Below are 17,058 nucleotides of genomic sequence, written 5' to 3' on the forward strand. Positions count from 1 at the left end.
GGGCTCTTTTTTGCCCATTTGGCTGTTATTTTTTTATATTTTTGCAAACCCTTATACTACTTGAAAAGACATCCCATGCATATCGCCGTATCCGGAAACATTGGTAGTGGAAAAACTACTCTCACAGAAAAATTGTCCAAACATTATGGTTGGAAGGCCGAGTTTGAGGCGGTAGAAAACAATCCCTATTTGGCTGATTTTTATGAAGACATGCAACGGTGGTCTTTCCATCTTCAAGTGTATTTTTTAAACAGCCGCTTTAAGCAAATCCAGAAAATCAGGGAAAGCAATATTTCGATCATTCAAGATAGGACTATCTATGAGGATGCCTATATTTTTGCGGCTAACTTGTACAAATCTAAGCTGATATCTGAGCGGGATTACCACAATTATCTCAACCTTTTTCATAGCATGATCGATTACGTGAAGGCACCTGACCTATTGATTTATCTAAAAGCAGATATTCCTAAACTGGTTGGTCAGATTGAAAAAAGAGGAAGAGATTATGAAAACGCAATCAGGATTGACTATTTGAAAAACCTGAACTCTCATTACGAAGCGTGGATAGGAAACTATGACAAAGGCAACTTGCTCGTAGTTGATGTCAACCATTTAGATTTTGTGGCCCACCCTGAAGATTTCTCCAGTATTGTCGGAAAAATCGACAGGGAGATCAACGGGTTATTCTAAAGCTCAGCTTTTCTTTGAATCCATTTGCACAACCCCGTTTTGACTTGTGGGTCAGGTGAGTGAATTAACTGGTCAACAGCCTTGAGTCCACCCCCAAGCATTATGTTTTCATATTTGGCAATTCGCACTAATCTATATCCATAAAGTCTGCTGAAAAGGTCAATCTGTGCATCATTGTAAGCGTTAAGTTTCCAGCCGCAAGAACCGTTACCCGTCAGTTCACCGGGGAGCTCGGCTTTTCCAAAGTGCGTCTTGGCCACGGGAGGGCCATTCCATATTCTATCCTGCATACCAGATTGCAGGCAGTCCTTCTCGTAAGTTCTGCAAAGCCGTAGATAAGAATCTTTCCAATTAAAGGCAAAAAGCTCATAAAGCTCCGTTTTGAGGGTCTTCAGCCTGTAGCGATTGAAGTGGTTTTCATTGTCGTAAAAAAATAATGTATTACCTATCTTAAAATCCGCTCTTATTCTTGGCAAAATGATGAGTCCATTGTTGCCCCCAAGTTCCGAATAAATTTCTTTGAGTAAAGTTTTACCCTTTTCGTCCAAAATGGAAGGAGAAACGTGAAAATCGAATTGAGGATAGACCTCCACATCCTGATCCTGAAGGGTCTGAATGAGATAGTTGATTTTGATATTGTGCACTATACTTAGGATTTGGGACCTTTCCTGATGATTTGCCAGGTATGGTCTGCGAGTAGTTTTACTTCAGCCAGAAATGTGGCATTATTTTTTCTGCCCCATTCCTCGGGAGCAACCAAACTCAGAAAATCACCATCATTTTGTTTTTCGTATAAAAAATAATGATGGTTAATTAAAGGTTCGAAAGACATGGAAGCTTGATATATTCTATGCGAAATCTCCTTTCGGGCCTGCAAGGCTTTGGCCTGGTCAGCCAGAAGTTGCATCTGTTGATAGATCTGGGCCATTTGCATATCCGTCTGGGTTTCCATAGCAGAAAGAGCTCGTCCGGTGATCTTGCCTTTATCTTCGGGCTTGATCACAGCGCTGCCAGTATGATGGGCATGGTCTAGTGTACCCGGTTTATCGGTGGTCTTCTCCTTGAGTTCGTCAAGGTCGATTTTACTGATGTCGATTTTGTTTTTCCCCATGGGTTTCGAGAGTATCACTTGGTGCCATTCGTTCTTTCAGATTCCCCTTCGATCCGGGAAAAGTCGTCCTAGTAGAGATGTCAATCCCGATAAGAAGCATGATAATGAGGAAAATGACTCCGATGATGATGAATAGTTTTTTGTTCTTGTTCATTTAAACTTCCTTCATATAATGGACAAAGGCTATTGGAGGTTCAAATTTAATTAAAAAGAAGGAGAGAAAAAGTACAAAACACAAAGTACGAGGTACAAAGGCAAAAAAGAATGATGAAGTGAGGTTAAGTACGAAGTACGAGTGACTAAAAGGAAAAAAATAGCGATTGATGCTGAAATACTTGCTACTTAGTTCCTTGTATTTGGTTCCAAAAATGCAGGTGGCTTGAAAAGTTGCCGCATGGAAGTGCCATCCAGCAATTAAGGAAAGTTTAAATAATTATTAAAAAATATCCAAGAAGTTTAACAAATTTTAAAATACATTTTATTATCTTTATAATGCATTTTTTAATTTAACAACTTTTTCGGAAACATCGTGACGGATTATATGTATACAATTATTCATAAGGGCACAATTTTTCACTATTTCGGCGAGGACGATGAAATGGCTCAGCAGATGGTTGAAGTCATTTTGAGCACCAACCTCAAAGATCTGATGGAGCTGCCTAAGCTTTATGACGAAAAAGATTGGTCTACAATCAAGGTAAGATGCCACAAAGGCAAATCCACCATGAGTTATATTGGTGCCCTCCAGGTAAGAAAAATGCTGGAAGAAATAGAATCCGACCCCGAAAAAATCTATCCCCAGCACCGAGAGCAGCTTACAAACACCCTTCAAACAGTAGATGATGAGTTACACTTTTTCCTCAATGAGGAATTTGACTAACCACCACAACCACATACCACTCACAAAAGAATTATTGCAAATAGTCCAATTTTACTACAAATTGGACTATTATTTTGCCCAAAAAATCGAAACCCATGAGAAAACAATTCTTTTTGGGCCTGTTTGCTGCCCTAAGTATGCAGTATGCCTCGGCCCAAACCAGTGACCTATCGGTTCCTAAAATCATGCAGGACCCCAAATGGATGGGCACCTTCCCCTCCAAAGTGCAGTGGGACCAACAAGGTGAAACCGTCTATTTCGAATACAACAAAGAGGGTGATCCAGCAGACTCCCTTTATAAAATTCAGGTCTCCACCCCCACCCAAATCGAAAAGGTAAGTCTGAGTGAAAAAAAATCCCTTCACCCTAATGGAGGAGTTTTTAATAGGGACAGGAGTAAAAAGCTATATGTAAAGGACGGATCACTTATGCTCCATGATATAGCCAAAAATGAAAGCCAAACCTTAGTCGACCTTGGTAATCGTATCAGCAACCCGATGTTTGTTGGGGAGCATATTGCTTTTGAATCAGGACAAAACCTCTATACCGTAGAAGCATCCAGCGGTAAATTAAAAAAAATCACCAACATCAATTCCGGCTCCAGGCCAAAAGAGAAAAACGGGGATAAGTCGGAGAAAGACAAGTGGCTGAAAGAAGACAACCTGGAACTATTACAGGTGATCAAAGAGCGTGAGGAAAAGAAAGAAAAATCTGATGAATACAAAAAGCAAACTACCGATAAAGAGAAGTTTACTTTTTATGCCGATAACAAAGGGGTTAGTAGTCTTTCCTTATCCCCAGATTTAAAATATGTGACCTTCACCTTGGTGGAGCGAATCAGCCCAGAGGGAACAGATGTACCCGATTATGCCGATGCGACTGGCTACACTGTAAACTTGCCAGCAAGACCAAAAGTAGGCCAAGATGCCTCAAAGATGCAGTTGGCCGTATATGATCTTGAGCGTGATACTGTAATCATAACTGATATGAGTACTCTTGAAGGCATTCAAGATCTCCCTGATTATACATCAGACTATCCGGATAAGGAATGGGAAAAGAAGGACCGGGAAGTAATACCTGCCAAGGTTCACTTTTCAGAGGACAGCGAGCATGCGGTATTGAGCATCAGGTCCCAGGACAATAAAGACAGGTGGATAGCCAAACTAGACCTACAGGAGAGCAAGATCAGCACATTGGACCGGCAGCGGGATGAGGCTTGGATTGCAGGACCTGGAATAGGGTATGCTTTTGGTGGAGGGACCTTCGGATGGTTACCCGACAATCAGCATGTTTACTTTCAATCTGAAGCATCAGGGTATTCACACTTATACCTATTAGACATTAATACGGGACAGAAAAAAGCCCTGACCCAAGGTGAATACGAGGTGTTTAACCCTAAGCTTTCCAATGACCAAAAACATTGGTACCTGACCACTTCTGAAGTACATCCCGGAGAAAGACATTTTTATAAGATGCCGGTAATGGGAGGAGAAATGGAAAAACTCACTCATATGGAAGGCAACAATGATGTTTCCCTTTCTCCAGATGAAAAGCACATGGCCATTTTGCACTCTTACAGCAACAAGCCATGGGAATTATATCTTCAGCCTTTAGGTGAGGAAGAAGCGCAACAAGTGACCGAAGGTCAATCGGAGGAGTTCAAATCGTATGAATGGAGAGAACCTGAATTGGTTCAATTCCAAGCTGAAGATGGAGAGATGGTATGGGCAAGGCTTTACAAGCCCGAAGTAGATAAAAGCAACGGTGCGGGGGTGATCTTTGTGCACGGTGCAGGTTACCTACAAAACGTGCATAAATGGTGGTCCAATTACTTCAGAGAGTACATGTTTCATAATCTGCTGACGGATTTGGGTTATACCGTTTTGGATATTGATTACCGTGGTAGTGCTGGGTATGGCAGAGATTGGAGAACGAGCATATATCGACATATGGGAGGAAAAGACCTTTCTGATCATGTAGATGGGGCCAAGTTTTTAGCAGATCAGCATGGTGTAGACCCAGAAAGAATGGGCATTTATGGTGGCAGCTATGGCGGTTTCATTACCTTGATGGCCTTGTTCAATGAGCCTGAGTATTTCCATGCTGGGGCGGCGTTGAGATCTGTCACCGATTGGGCGCACTATAACCATGGCTATACTTCCAACATTCTGAATGAGCCAATTAATGACCCTATTGCCTATAGAAGATCTTCACCCATTTATTTTGCCGAAGGCTTACAAGGACACTTGCTTATCGCACACGGTATTGTGGATGTCAACGTTCATTTTCAAGACGTAGTAAGATTGGCTCAACGATTAATTGAGCTGGAGAAAGACAATTGGGAAATGGCTGTATACCCTGTGGAAGACCACGGTTTTGTGGAACCAAGCAGCTGGACAGATGAATACAAGAGAATCTTGAAACTCTTTAATGACAATTTATTGAAATGATTAAAAACTTAAACATTAAAGGGCTGCCAGCAATGGCGGCCCTTCTATTAATTCTTTTCTCCTGCAATCAACCTGGCACCAAGCCTGGTGAACGTGGGATAGAGGGATCTGCAGAAGTTGGGGTGCTGGCAGACAGCGCTATGGTAGTATCAGCACACCCTTTGGCTTCGGAGGTTGGCGTTGAGATTCTTAAAAACGGCGGAAATGCAGTAGATGCCGCTATTGCCGTTCAGTTTGCGTTAGCTGTAGTTTTTCCCGAGGCTGGCAATATTGGCGGCGGGGGATTCTTTGTGATCAGGGATTCGGAAAGGAATTATGAAACACTGGATTTCAGAGAAAAATCACCAATTAAATCTTCCAGGGATATGTTTTTGGATGAAGACGGTGAGGCCCAAGCTAAAAAAAGTCAAAGAGGGCATTTAGCCTCTGGCATTCCTGGCTCTGTGGACGGAATGGTCAAGGCATACGAAAAACATGGTTCCCTCCCTTGGGCAGACCTGGTGCAGCCTTCTATAGATTTGGCAAAAGGGTTTGTTTTGACCGAAAGGGAAGCCAAGAAATTTATAAGGGCTTCTCCAACATTCAAGGAGTTTTCAACAGTAGATCCGCTACAGTTCACTGGAAGAGAATGGCAAGAAGGAGACACCTTAGTTCAGGCCCAGTTGGCCCAGACGTTGACTTACATCCGAGATAATGGTCGGGAGGGGTTTTACAAGGGTCCGGTGGCAAATGCAATATTAGAAGAAATGGAGAGAGGTGGGGGAGTATTTACTCAAGAAGACTTGGACCAATATGAAAGTGTATGGAGAGACCCATTGATTGGCAACTTCAAAGACTACAAACTCATCACTATGGGACCACCTAGCAGTGGAGGAATAATAATTCTGCAGATGTTGGGCTTGTTGGAAAAGTTTGAGGTGAATCCCAATCCAGATAACTTTGCGGAATACTTCCATTTGAAGACCGAGCTTGAAAGGAGAACTTATGCTGACAGAGCTGCTTATATGGCCGATGCGGATTATTATCCGGTACCAGTCAAAACCTTAGTATCCGAAGAGTATTTGGCCCAACGTTTCCAAAACTACGATCCGGAATTAGCCACTCCATCTAGTGAGATCCTAGAAGGAGAAATCCTTCAGGAATCCGAGGAAACCACCCATTTTTCCATTGTTGATAAGAATGGTAATGCAGTATCGGCCACTACTACTATCAATGGCTCCATGGGGTCTTATGTAGTCGTGGATGGGGCAGGATTTCTCTTAAACAATGAGATGGATGATTTCTCCATCAAACCAGGTTTTCCCAATATGTTTGGAGTGCTTGGGGGTGAAGCCAACAAGATCGAACCAGGCAAAAGGATGCTGAGCTCCATGACGCCGGTGATCATGGAGAAAAATAACGAATTGTTTATGGTAGTAGGCACACCGGGAGGCTCTACCATTCCTACCTCTGTATTCCAGACCATTGTAAACGTAACCGAGTTTGACATGGGCATGCAGCAAGCAGTCAGTGCCCGAAGATTCCACAGCCAATGGCAGCCTGATCATATTTATTTTGAAAGAGGAAAACTGGATGAGGAACTCAAGGCTAAGATGGAGGCCAAAGGCCATAAATTCGAGGAAAGAGGGCCTATTGGCAGAGTCGACGCTATCTTGGTGAGAGAAGACCGTAAACTTGAAGGCGGGGCTGATCCGAGGGGGATGGATACGGCAATTGGTTACTAAGTACGAAGTTAGAAATACGAAGTATGAAGGAAAAAATACATCGCTGAAATAGAAAACCGCAGAGGCGCAGAGTTCGGAGAAAAATTATTAATCTCTGTACTCTCAGCGCCTCTGCGGTTTTTTTTATATAGACAAATTCAGTCCAATATGACCATTTCAACCCTTCTATTTTTGTTCCGACCTTCTTCCGTTTGGTTTTCGGAGATAGGCTTGGTACCACCCCAGCCAGATACTCGGATGCGCTCAAATTTTACTCCCGCATCTATCAATAAATTTCGAATCATGCTTGCACGGCTCATGGAAAGCTCCTTGTTGAGTTGAGGATCGCCGAGGTTATCGGTATGGCCTTCGATGCGTACTTTAAGCTCAGGATTTTCCTTCATAAAGGAAGCTAACTTCCTTACATTCTCCAACGAACTCACGTCCGTCAAATCAGCTGTTCCGCGCTTGAAGAGGATGTTTTCCAGCACAATGCTATTACCTTTGGCTGCCGGGGTCAATAATACAGGATCTCTGAGTTCGATCAGATTCTCTTTGGTGTATGTTTGCGGAAAATACCCTTTGGCAAAAATGGTCAGCTTCTCCTCCCCTTCCATTTCATCAATTTCCTTCTTGCTAAGCACGATCTCTTCACCGGCCTTAACTACTCTAATTTGGTAATCAACTTCTTTCAAAGTCTGAATGTCCAAAACATTTATCGACAAGGTTTTTGGTCCTGTAGATCGTGGAGCGGTATTGGTGACCGTTCGTGCCTTTACTTCCTCTACGGCGACCTTTTCCACTTTCCTCGGTGTTTCGGGTAAGGGGACTTTTGTTGGAATTACAGAAGTTGGCACCTCCTCTGCCGGAGCTTTGGTAACTACTACAGGAACTTCTTCAACAACAGCTTCAGCCATTTGCTTTTGCATAACATCAGCAATCATCAAATCACCAAAACCTTCACTGTTTTGCGTGGAAGTGTAAATGGCCAGATTATCAGAGGAGTTTGCCAATATATACCCAAGCTCCACCCCTGAGGTGTTGATTTCCCCAATGGGGGCCGGGGTAGTCCAATTTTCCCATGATTCATCCAATCGGGTGGAGTAGAAGACATTCCTTCCACCTTCACCCCCATGGCCGTTAGAAGAGAAATAAAGTGTTTTGGTATCCTCGGATAAAGATGGGGTCATTTCCTGCCTGAAGGTATTGATTTGAGGACCTAGGTTTTGAGGAGTACTCCATTTTTCGTTTTCAAAGAAACTCACATAGATATCCTCATTTCCGTAGGAGCTAAAAGACTCTAAGGTCATGACCATAATTTTACCATTAGCGTGTAAGCGGGCACTGAAATGATCAGAATTGGTCCGGAAACCTAAAATTTTAACCATTTCCCCATACTGCCAGCCTTCGTTGCCTTTATAGTATCGATGGATCCCTTTTAGCTTCTCCTTCCCGTCATGATAAACCAAGGCCTCATCGTTGGAAGGGAACCCGACTAATACGTCATTTCCTTTTGTTGAAAGGGCAAGAACCTGCGTAGGCGAGAAATATTCTCCAGATGCCCCAGGTCGGCTCATCCAAATATCACCTGCGTCTTTTTCCCCCCCTTTATTTTTTGGATGGAATCCCACAGAAAAATATAAATCTCCATTGGAGGCCAATACGGGGTGTTGTTCGTCATACTCCGTGTTGACATTGTTAAGATTTATCTGCTGTGCCTGGGCGCTGCCCAAAGCAGAAAAAGCAAGCATTGATAAAATGCCTGCTTTTTGAAAAGATTTCTTTATTTGAATCATGCTTTGTTTTTATTGTCCTAGTACGATCGCAAATACCAATGGAGCAACAATTGTGGCGTCTGATTCGATGATATATTTCGGGGTGTCGAGCCCAAGTTTTCCCCAAGTGATTTTCTCATTTGGCACAGCGCCAGAGTAGGAACCATAGGAAGTAGTCGAATCAGAAATCTGACAAAAGTAACCCCACAAAGGCACATTGTCGCGTTGCAAATCCTGGTGCAACATTGGTACCACACAGATCGGGAAGTCTCCAGCAATACCTCCTCCGATTTGGAAGAATCCAACTTTGCTATCCTCCGTCGCGTTTTCAGTGTACCAATCTGCTAAGAACATCATGTACTGAATCCCACTTTTAACGGTGTGTACGTTCTTGATGTCCCCAGATATACAATGTCCTGCGTACATATTACCCAACGTGCTATCTTCCCAACCTGGTACTATGATAGGAAGATTTTTCTTTGCTGCTTCTAGTAACCAGCTGTCTTTGGGATCAATTTGAAAGGATTCATCCAGCTTTCCGGAAAGCAAAATTTTATAGAAAAACTCATGCGGAAAATAGGCTTCTCCAGCATTATCCGCTTTTTCCCATTCCTCAAGAATCACGTTTTCGATCCTTCTCATAGCCTCCATTTCAGGGATACAAGTATCGGTCACCCTATTCATATGGCGACTCAATAATTCCTGCTCCTGATCTGGGGTAAGTTCTCTGTAATTAGGAATTCGCTCGTAATAATCATGTGCAACTAAATTGAATACATCTTCCTCCAGATTGGCACCTGTGCAAGTGATGATCTGAACTTTATCTTGACGGATCATTTCGGCCAACGAAATACCAAGTTCTGCAGTAGACATAGCTCCCGCTAGGGTAACCATCATTTTGCCGTTTTGATCTAGGTGTGTTTTGTATCCTTCCGCTGCATCGATTAGGGCCGCGGCATTAAAGTGTCTGAAATTATGCTTTAAAAACGTTGTTACATTCATAGATTAAATGGTTTTATATCGAGTAAAATTACCAAAATAAATACTAACAAAAAAAGCCCGGTCATAAACCGAGCTTTTCCTTCCTAACATTAAGGAGTTAATTACTTTTTCTCAGTTGTATCTTTTTTCTGAGTATAATGGCTATTCATGCCTTCAATTACAGAGTTGGTTACGTCCAAGCTGTTTTTGGCATACCATACACCTCCACCTCTAGTATAAGACAAGATCATTTCAAGATTGTTTTCCTCAGCATAAGTGGTAAGGTAGTCTTGGATCTGATCATAAACTTCATTGTACAATTCCGCTTCATCTGCAGATAACTCCTGCATCAAATTATCACGATAAGTAACCAGATTTCTTTCTTTAGTCATCAATTCCTCCTGCTTAGCTCTAGATTGGTTCGGAGTCATGTTGTTGGCAGTTTGCTGGAAATTGGCAACTTCTTGTTCAAAACCTCTTGCCCGGTTTGAAAGCTCACTTTCAAACTTCTTACCCTTATCGGCAATCTCAGCACTTTTCTCCTTGAAGAAAGTAAAATTATTGATTACGCTGTCGGTGTGGATATAAGCCACTTTAAGGTCTGAGATAGATACTTCCGTATCGTTACCTTCAGAGGTTGTTGCGTTTGTGTTGGCTGTGTTGCCCTGATTATCACAGGCAGTGAACGCCATGGCTGTTACACCTAAAATTCCCAGTACTTTACCTAGTTTTCTCACTTTAATCTTTAATTAATTCAACTAGAGGCAAATATAAACAAACTATTCTTTTCCCAAATTTTAAACTTTATTAAAGTTGTTAATATAAGTTAAGAATTATCTAAGTATCTATTTCCCAAGGGATAATTTTAAGTCAGAGGTATTAACAGAAGAAAACCTCAAAAGAAGATTTCCTGTGCCAACCTATAGGTATTGGCGTGAGCTTCTAATATATGGCTTAACTTTTCGGAATACCCACCTCCCATGCAGCACATGATAGGAATATGGTTTTTTTCTGCAAGTTCAAGTACAAATCGGTCCCTTGCCTTGCATCCTTCCAGGGATAATCCAAGTCTTCCCAACTTATCACTTTCTAAAACATCCACACCACATTGATAAATCAAAAAGTCGGGCTGCACATTATCTATCAAAGGGGATAGGTAGTTATCCAGGATTTCTAAATATTTATCATCACCAATTCCATCAGGTAATCCAATATCTAAATCTGAGTTCTCCTTTTGTAACGGGTAATTTGAGGCCCCGTGCATGCTGAAGGTAAAGACTTGTGGTTTACTATTGAAAATCTGGGCGGTGCCATTGCCCTGGTGAACGTCCAGATCAATGACCAAAACTTGTTTAGCAAAGCCTCTATCCAACAGATAATTGGCCGAAACAGCAATATCATTAAGTAGACAGAAACCTTCTCCCTTATCGGTAAATGCATGATGGGTCCCGCCTGCAATATTCATAGCACACCTAAACTCCAAAGCGTACATACAGGCTTCGACCGAGCCATCCATGATATGGATTTCCCGGTCGACCAGTTCTTTACTTAGTGGAAAGCCCGTTTTCCTGATTTCAGGTTTAGACAATTCAAGTCCTTTTAACCTATCGACATAGGTTGGCTCATGGGTATTGAGCAACCACTTATCTTCGAGCATTAGAGGTGTGAATAGATTCTCTTCCCGAATTGTCCCTTCATATAGGAGTTGTTCTGGCAAGAGGTTATATTTTTCCATAGGAAACCTATGCCCCTCGGGCAAGGGATGTGAATAAAGTGGTGACCAAGCTATTTTAAGCATCTAATAACAAATGACACGGTGAGCAAAGGAATGATTTAGCTTTTTAGCTTTCTTCCTCATCAAAATCCTCCTCTTCAGCAGACTGAAAAGAATACAATGTGTCATCTAATACCAATGTTTCCTCGTTGAAATCTTTAATAAATTTCGCAATCACAGCGTCGTTGATCTCTTCTACATTCAGTGCTCCATCCAGGCCGATACCATAATCATGATTAGTGTCTAGGTCTACAAATTCGGATACTTTTACGGCCTCTTCGTCTTCAATATCCATTATAATTTCGGTAATGTACCACCCAATTTCTTCTTCATGGCTGGATAAAGGCTTAAGATTGCCATTTTCGTCTTCTTCATAATGAATCCCCTCAAAATTGGGGAACTTTTGAGCAGCCTTATGCTCGGCAAGTTCGTATACCTCACTTGCATGGTGCAGTCTTAGGGTGAAAAGCACGGAATCGTAGATTACTTCTTTATTTTCATAAAGGCCTAAAAAACGGAAATGAACATATTCCTCGGAATTATCTTCACTTGGTATGATTTTGAATGATTTTCCGGAAGCCTTCAGCTCCTGCTTGAGGCCTTCAATTGATTCTGGCTTCAACCCATCGTTTTCGTGTTTGGTGAGCATTGTTTGAGATGTTTTCAATTTGAATTGGTGGTTAAGTGAGCAAATTTATTAATACAAGTGATACTTTTAAAAGATACAGGTTCGCTATAGCATGCATTTCTCAATCAATTAATTAAATTACAACATATTATATAAAAATAAAATGATTTCCATAAAAAAAGATAACGATTTCATAAGGGAAATATTGAAATCCCAAGAAGGTATTCAATTGGATTTCAAGCAGGGCATTTCAAATCAATCTAAAATCGCCAAAACTATTGCCGCCTTTGCAAATACTAAGGGTGGAAAACTTGTAATTGGCATTTCTGACAAAAAACAACTAATCGGCATTGATGCCGAGGAAGAAATGTTTATGATTGAACAAGCCAACCAAAAACACCTCCTTCCATCCGTGGAACTTAGCTTTGAGATTTTTGAAGTGGATTATATTGATGACGAAAAACTTCCCGAGGAAAAGTTTGTACTCGTAGTCACTATACTGGAAAGCAACCAGAAGCCGCATCTGCACACAGAAAATGAAACCAACACCTTATATATAAGGGATCAGGACAGATCCATTCCCTCAATTTAAAAATCGACAATTTATCTCCCTCCAAGAGATACCCCCAAAAGGGAATTTATTAATGATAATATAAAACTAAAAAGAAGCGCCCACCAAAAACCATCTACAGCAAATCCTGGAATAATCTCGGCGGCGATTAGGATAATCAGCGCATTGATCACCAAAAGAAAAAGACCAAGGGTCATTACAGTGATGGGAATGGTTAACAAGATAAATATTGGCTTTATGGTAATGTTCAGTAATGATAATAGTGCTGCCACCACGATGGCGGTCAAGTATCCATCAACCCCTACACCTGGCAACAAAAAAGCCGTGATAACCACTGCCAATGCAGCCACAATAAGTTGAACTAATATTCCCATAGCTTCTTTAGATCTGCTCATAAAAGTAGGTTATTTTATTTAAATTTATAGAAAAGGAATTATTTGCGGCAAAATAATCGTTTATACTGTCTAGCTCTGTTACCAAAAACATGATTCTCGTCATGTTTGAGAAAAATTAGCCCCCCTCGGTTTATCTTTCTGGCAATTTGAAAGTATCTTTGCAGTTCTTATTAATTTTAAATTCAGTATAAGTGATCTTAATCGTCTTCTTCTTACTCCACTGGTATTTCTCTCTATTTTGCCAGAGTTTCTTTCTACACCGTTATGCGGCACACCAGATGTTTGTCATGACAAAATTCTGGGAAAGATTCTTCTATATATTCACTTGGGTATGCCAGGGAAGCAGCTACCTCTCCCCTAGGGCCTATGCGGTTTTGCACAGAATGCACCATGCATACAGCGACACCCCTAAGGATCCGCACAGTCCGCATCATACCGAAAATCTCTTCACCATGATGTGGAAGACCAAAAACATTTACAACGAATATTTCTCCTTCAGGCTTAAGCCGGAAGAAAGGTTCTCAAAAGATGTTCCAGACTGGAATAAATTTGACCTCTTCGCGGATTCTATGATGGCTCGTGTAGGTTGGGGAGTGTTCTACATATTAATATATGTATTGAGCATAAGCGTGTTTGAATTACCAGGCACCCACTGGGCAATGTACCTTTTACTACCTATTCACTTTATGATGGGACCTGTTCACGGAGCAATTGTAAACTGGAGCGGCCACAAGTATGGCTACGCCAACTTTGACAACAATGACAAATCTAAAAACTCTCTCCTACTGGACTTTCTTATGTTGGGTGAGTTGTTTCAAAATAACCACCACAAGTTGCCAAAAAGAGTCAACTTTGCTGTTAAGTGGTACGAATTTGATCCTACTTACCCGATAGTTAAGTTACTGCATGCCACTAGGATCATCAAGTTGAAGACCACATAATCACGGGCCGCTAGAGATAGCGGCCTTTTTTAGCTTTAAAATAACGAATTAATTAATTTTTAAACTAAGAAACTTGTTAATCTTAATGATTTTCACTATTTTTACAGTGCCGATAGAAAGATTTAGCCAAAAAATTTGCTTTAAAAAAACTAACTGATTAAGTTACAAAAAAAAACCATACGAACATGAGAGAATTAACACGCGCAGAAGAGCAGGTTATGCAGATTCTATGGGATATCGAGAAAGGTTTTGTCAAAGATATCCTCGCAAAAATGAATGAGCCGAAACCGGCTTACAACACTGTTTCCACAATCATCCGGATTTTGGAGAGAAAAGGCTTTGTAAAGCACAAGGCTTATGGTAAATCTCACGAATACTACCCAATAGTTTCGAAAGATTCATACAGAAGCTTCTCTATTAAAAACCTGCTTACAGGTTACTTTGGAGGGTCATTCACCAAACTGACCTCATTCTTTGCCAAAGACGAGAATTTAGACGTCAAAGAGTTAGAGAAACTTATGGATGAGGTCAAGTCAGATGTAATTAACAAATAACATGGCTGCGGCTATCAATTATATTTGGCAGAGCACCTTTTGTCTGTTCTTTTTTTACGGAATATACTGGTGCTTTATCAAAAATGAAAAAGCCTTTACCTTGGCTAGGGTTTACATTTTAATTACCCCCCTCCTAGCCCTGCTTTTTCCTATAATTGAGATCCCGGTTGACTTCAACAAACCCAGTATTTCTCTGGAAAACACCAATTTCTACCAGGTGCTTGCTGCACAGCAAGCACCTGAAGAAATTGCCGGTTCATTTGGCCTTCCCGAGGTCACAGTAAGCAGCTCTAGACTTCCAGCCTTATGGGAGATCACAGACTACCTTTTTCTGATTTACCTTTTTATCACCCTTTTATTGGCGGCCAAGCTTATCGCCCAATTTTATCAACTTCAGGCTCTTTTCCGTAAAGGCTGGTACGAATCCTCCTACCATATTAAGGACAACTATCTAAAAGTCCCGACATTTGGCCTAGCACCAATTTTCTCCTATTTCAACCGCCTATTTTGGGACAATACAGAAAAACTTACAGAATCTGAAAAATCCCAGATTCTCAACCACGAAATTGAACACATCCGTCAAGGACACTCCTATGACGTGATTTATTACCAAGTATTAAGTTTACTATTCTGGTTCAACCCCGCCATTCATCTCATGCGCTCTGCGCTCGTAGACACTCATGAGTATTTGGCTGACGAGAAAGTGCTGGCTAAGGTCCAGAACAAGGAAACCTACAAAAAATTAATCATTAGAATAGCTTTTAAAGGCCTAGATCTTCCTATCGGCAATTACTTCATTAGATCTACAACCCTTAAAAGAATATTGATGATGAAAAAGTCACCGAAAATCAATTGGTATAAAATGGTGATGGTTTTGCCTCTGACAGTCATGCTGCTCGGATTGGTATCCATGAAAACCTATCAGCCAGCCTTTCTACCTGAAAGTATCAGCCGAAGTAGTATTTCCGAGCTGGAAAACAAACTGGTAAATGCCAAAGACACCCTTGAGGTTGGGATTAAGGTAGTCAAAATCAAGCAACCGCAACATTATGAACTGATCAGTCCGCTAAAGGACGGTACTCTTACTGCCCAGATTGGGGAACTTCAATACACCTTTACTAATATCCAAGATGATCAGGAATACATAAAAGTGCTGGGTATGATTGACAATCTTCGCATACAATCTCCTACTACCAAATTGTATGGTAAGATGTATGAAAAGAAAGTTGACGAAGAGGCTAGGCCTAAGGATGGGAAGGAGGCGTGGAACCAGTTTCTTAAAAATGCCATCAGTATGCCTGAGAAAGAAAGGATGTTAAACCTCCAAAGAGAGTTGGAAATTGAGTTTGTCGTGGATGAAAAAGGCAATATTGAGGAGCCAGTTGTAAAAAGAAGTTTTGGCGGTGGGTTGGATGAAAAAGTAATTGCTACCCTTACTTCTCCCGAAGCTCCCAAGTGGGAACCGGCGAAAAAGGATGGTAAACCAGTCCCTTCTGTCCATAGCATTCGCCACTTTCTAGCCAGCCAGGGTGTCAGGTCTGAGAGCCATGATTTTTTTCCTACCCCTTCACGAGCTAAAACTGAAACCCCTAGAACCGTAAGGCCTGTAATCGGTGAAAATGAGGTTTATGATGTAGTTCAGGATCCACCCATGCCTGCAGGTGGAATGGAAGCTTGGCAACAATATTTATCCAGAAATATTAAATACCCAGAAAAAGCACGGGAAAACAATATTCAAGGTACTGTATATGTAGTATTCACAGTAACCAAAGAGGGAAAGCTAGAAAATCCAGATGTACTTAGGGGGATTGGAGGCGGTGCCGATGAAGAGGCTATCCGATTGATTAAAAATGCTGAGGATTGGATTCCTGGAAAACAAAGAGGGGAGGAAGTTAATGTCCGCATGAGACTTCCTATTCGGTTTAAAATAGATGGAAGCGGCAGCAGTGAGGAAAGATTTATTGAAGTGAATCCAGGCCACACTACTCCAGAATTAGTGGTCACAGGTTACGGTACTCAACCAAGGAAAAAGGAAATTAGAATCAATATCAAATCCAAGGACGAGATAAATTTTGATAACAAAACCTTCAGCTTAATTCAATTTGAATCCTATTTGGAAAGTTACCTTAGAAACCTTGGTGGAGATATCCAGATAACCGCAAACATCTCTGCTAATGATGAGGTGAAAATTGGGCATGTTAAAGATTTGGAAAAGGTGTTGGCTAGAAAGGGCATCCGAAAATTAAATTATATAGACCTAAAATCCGATGTAGCCAATATTAGCATCAAGGAGACCACTCCAAAAAATGAACAGCCTCTCTATCTTGTAGATGGCAAGGCTTTCGAGCATGAAAAATTAAAGGACCTTGATCCAGGTCAAATAAAAAGCTTTGAGGTTCACAAGCCATCAAAGGCAACTACTGAACTGTATGGTGAGGATGCCCAAAATGGAGTGATTGTGATTACAATGAAAGATTAAATTTATAAATGGCCTCAAACAAGTTTGAGGCCATTTTCTTTACCTTTCTATTTGAGTCGGTAAATTACAAAAAGTATTTTGAACTAAACAAAACAATTTTTACACCTTATTTTTTGCATTTTACGT

17 protein-coding genes are annotated in these 17,058 nt (G+C 41.2%); 8 read left to right on the top strand and 9 right to left on the bottom strand.

What is annotated here, in order from left to right; all coding sequences use genetic code 11:
- Nucleotides 1–75 precede the first annotated feature (75 nt).
- Complete coding sequence (locus tag FPL27_RS12445) at nucleotides 76–690, top strand: deoxynucleoside kinase (protein ID WP_143962156.1); 615 nt, start codon at nucleotides 76–78, stop codon at nucleotides 688–690.
- Here the strand turns inward: FPL27_RS12445 and FPL27_RS12450 are convergent.
- The 3 genes from FPL27_RS12450 to FPL27_RS12460 are packed head-to-tail and all read right to left on the bottom strand — an operon-like array spanning nucleotide 687 to nucleotide 1,955.
- Nucleotides 687–1,334 (bottom strand): DUF7255 family protein, encoded by a 648-nt coding sequence (locus FPL27_RS12450; protein WP_143961399.1) that lies wholly within the window; start codon nucleotides 1,332–1,334, stop codon nucleotides 687–689. The two genes, FPL27_RS12445 and FPL27_RS12450, sit on opposite strands and share 4 nt — an antisense overlap.
- Before the next feature lie 5 nt (nucleotides 1,335–1,339).
- Entirely contained in the window at nucleotides 1,340–1,801 is a 462-nt protein-coding gene (locus FPL27_RS12455) for a DUF2452 domain-containing protein (protein WP_143961400.1), read from the bottom strand.
- A complete protein-coding gene (locus FPL27_RS12460; protein WP_143961401.1) occupies nucleotides 1,773–1,955 on the bottom strand; it encodes a hypothetical protein in 183 nt (60 codons plus the stop codon). Before FPL27_RS12460 ends, FPL27_RS12455 begins: the two co-directional genes overlap by 29 nt.
- 387 nt (nucleotides 1,956–2,342) lie before the next feature.
- On the opposite strand from FPL27_RS12460, the gene FPL27_RS12465 reads away from it, so the two are divergent.
- The 3 genes from FPL27_RS12465 to ggt all read left to right on the top strand — a co-directional run bounded on the left by FPL27_RS12465 (nucleotide 2,343) and on the right by ggt (nucleotide 6,855).
- Nucleotides 2,343–2,681, top strand: a complete 339-nt coding sequence (locus FPL27_RS12465; RefSeq protein ID WP_143961402.1) for an Hpt domain-containing protein — start codon at nucleotides 2,343–2,345, stop codon at nucleotides 2,679–2,681.
- 95 nt (nucleotides 2,682–2,776) lie between these two features.
- Entirely contained in the window at nucleotides 2,777–5,131 is a 2,355-nt protein-coding gene (locus FPL27_RS12470) for a S9 family peptidase (RefSeq protein ID WP_143961403.1), read from the top strand.
- A complete protein-coding gene (gene ggt, locus FPL27_RS12475; RefSeq protein WP_235893431.1) occupies nucleotides 5,128–6,855 on the top strand; it encodes a gamma-glutamyltransferase in 1,728 nt (575 codons plus the stop codon). Before FPL27_RS12470 ends, ggt begins: the two co-directional genes overlap by 4 nt.
- Before the next feature lie 137 nt (nucleotides 6,856–6,992).
- On the opposite strand, the gene FPL27_RS12480 is transcribed toward ggt, so the two are convergent.
- The 5 genes from FPL27_RS12480 to FPL27_RS12500 all read right to left on the bottom strand — a co-directional run bounded on the left by FPL27_RS12480 (nucleotide 6,993) and on the right by FPL27_RS12500 (nucleotide 12,013).
- Nucleotides 6,993–8,630, bottom strand: coding sequence for an OmpA family protein (locus tag FPL27_RS12480; protein WP_143961404.1), 1,638 nt, complete (start codon nucleotides 8,628–8,630; stop codon nucleotides 6,993–6,995).
- Between the two features lie 9 nt (nucleotides 8,631–8,639).
- On the bottom strand, nucleotides 8,640–9,611 hold the full coding sequence (locus FPL27_RS12485; protein WP_143961405.1) for a deoxyhypusine synthase family protein: 972 nt from the start codon (nucleotides 9,609–9,611) through the stop codon (nucleotides 8,640–8,642).
- Between the two features lie 101 nt (nucleotides 9,612–9,712).
- Nucleotides 9,713–10,327 (bottom strand): OmpH family outer membrane protein, encoded by a 615-nt coding sequence (locus tag FPL27_RS12490; RefSeq protein WP_143961406.1) that lies wholly within the window; start codon nucleotides 10,325–10,327, stop codon nucleotides 9,713–9,715.
- A gap of 158 nt (nucleotides 10,328–10,485) precedes the next feature.
- Complete coding sequence (locus tag FPL27_RS12495; RefSeq protein WP_143961407.1) at nucleotides 10,486–11,388, bottom strand: histone deacetylase family protein; 903 nt, start codon at nucleotides 11,386–11,388, stop codon at nucleotides 10,486–10,488.
- A gap of 43 nt (nucleotides 11,389–11,431) precedes the next feature.
- Nucleotides 11,432–12,013, bottom strand: coding sequence for a hypothetical protein (locus FPL27_RS12500; protein ID WP_143961408.1), 582 nt, complete (start codon nucleotides 12,011–12,013; stop codon nucleotides 11,432–11,434).
- A gap of 142 nt (nucleotides 12,014–12,155) precedes the next feature.
- On the opposite strand from FPL27_RS12500, the gene FPL27_RS12505 reads away from it, so the two are divergent.
- The gene (locus FPL27_RS12505) at nucleotides 12,156–12,584 is read left to right on the top strand and encodes an AlbA family DNA-binding domain-containing protein (RefSeq protein ID WP_221936602.1); all 429 of its coding nucleotides are present in this window, start codon (nucleotides 12,156–12,158) and stop codon (nucleotides 12,582–12,584) included.
- An 11-nt stretch (nucleotides 12,585–12,595) separates the two neighbouring features.
- On the opposite strand, the gene FPL27_RS12510 is transcribed toward FPL27_RS12505, so the two are convergent.
- The gene (locus FPL27_RS12510) at nucleotides 12,596–12,958 is read right to left on the bottom strand and encodes a phage holin family protein (protein ID WP_143961409.1); all 363 of its coding nucleotides are present in this window, start codon (nucleotides 12,956–12,958) and stop codon (nucleotides 12,596–12,598) included.
- Nucleotides 12,959–13,149: 191 nt separating this feature from the next.
- Here FPL27_RS12510 and FPL27_RS12515 point away from each other — a divergent pair, with 191 nt between their 5' ends.
- From FPL27_RS12515 to FPL27_RS12525, 3 genes are all read left to right on the top strand, one after another.
- Nucleotides 13,150–13,899 (top strand): acyl-CoA desaturase, encoded by a 750-nt coding sequence (locus tag FPL27_RS12515; protein WP_143961410.1) that lies wholly within the window; start codon nucleotides 13,150–13,152, stop codon nucleotides 13,897–13,899.
- Between the two features lie 185 nt (nucleotides 13,900–14,084).
- Entirely contained in the window at nucleotides 14,085–14,453 is a 369-nt protein-coding gene (locus tag FPL27_RS12520) for a BlaI/MecI/CopY family transcriptional regulator (RefSeq protein WP_143961411.1), read from the top strand.
- 1 nt (nucleotide 14,454) lies between these two features.
- Nucleotides 14,455–16,932, top strand: a complete 2,478-nt coding sequence (locus FPL27_RS12525; RefSeq protein WP_143961412.1) for a M56 family metallopeptidase — start codon at nucleotides 14,455–14,457, stop codon at nucleotides 16,930–16,932.
- Nucleotides 16,933–17,058: the final 126 nt, after the last annotated feature.

Origin of the sequence: Litoribacter populi, assembly GCF_007483685.1 — a bacterium.
Lineage (GTDB): Bacteria > Bacteroidota > Bacteroidia > Cytophagales > Cyclobacteriaceae > Litoribacter > Litoribacter populi.

Bases quoted from the DNA above. Each gene is read 5' to 3' on its own strand.
- FPL27_RS12485 (WP_143961405.1), bottom strand. From the start codon at position 9,611: ATGAATGTAACAACGTTTTTAAAGCATAATTTCAGACACTTTAATGCC.
- FPL27_RS12525 (WP_143961412.1), top strand. From the start codon at position 14,455: ATGGCTGCGGCTATCAATTATATTTGGCAGAGCACCTTTTGTCTGTTC.
- FPL27_RS12500 (WP_143961408.1), bottom strand. From the start codon at position 12,013: ATGCTCACCAAACACGAAAACGATGGGTTGAAGCCAGAATCAATTGAA.
- ggt (WP_235893431.1), top strand. From the start codon at position 5,128: ATGATTAAAAACTTAAACATTAAAGGGCTGCCAGCAATGGCGGCCCTT.
- FPL27_RS12520 (WP_143961411.1), top strand. From the start codon at position 14,085: ATGAGAGAATTAACACGCGCAGAAGAGCAGGTTATGCAGATTCTATGG.
- FPL27_RS12510 (WP_143961409.1), bottom strand. From the start codon at position 12,958: ATGAGCAGATCTAAAGAAGCTATGGGAATATTAGTTCAACTTATTGTG.
- FPL27_RS12445 (WP_143962156.1), top strand. From the start codon at position 76: ATGCATATCGCCGTATCCGGAAACATTGGTAGTGGAAAAACTACTCTC.
- FPL27_RS12455 (WP_143961400.1), bottom strand. From the start codon at position 1,801: ATGGGGAAAAACAAAATCGACATCAGTAAAATCGACCTTGACGAACTC.
- FPL27_RS12495 (WP_143961407.1), bottom strand. From the start codon at position 11,388: ATGCTTAAAATAGCTTGGTCACCACTTTATTCACATCCCTTGCCCGAG.
- FPL27_RS12505 (WP_221936602.1), top strand. From the start codon at position 12,156: ATGATTTCCATAAAAAAAGATAACGATTTCATAAGGGAAATATTGAAA.
- FPL27_RS12480 (WP_143961404.1), bottom strand. From the start codon at position 8,630: ATGATTCAAATAAAGAAATCTTTTCAAAAAGCAGGCATTTTATCAATG.
- FPL27_RS12460 (WP_143961401.1), bottom strand. From the start codon at position 1,955: ATGAACAAGAACAAAAAACTATTCATCATCATCGGAGTCATTTTCCTC.
- FPL27_RS12470 (WP_143961403.1), top strand. From the start codon at position 2,777: ATGAGAAAACAATTCTTTTTGGGCCTGTTTGCTGCCCTAAGTATGCAG.
- FPL27_RS12465 (WP_143961402.1), top strand. From the start codon at position 2,343: ATGTATACAATTATTCATAAGGGCACAATTTTTCACTATTTCGGCGAG.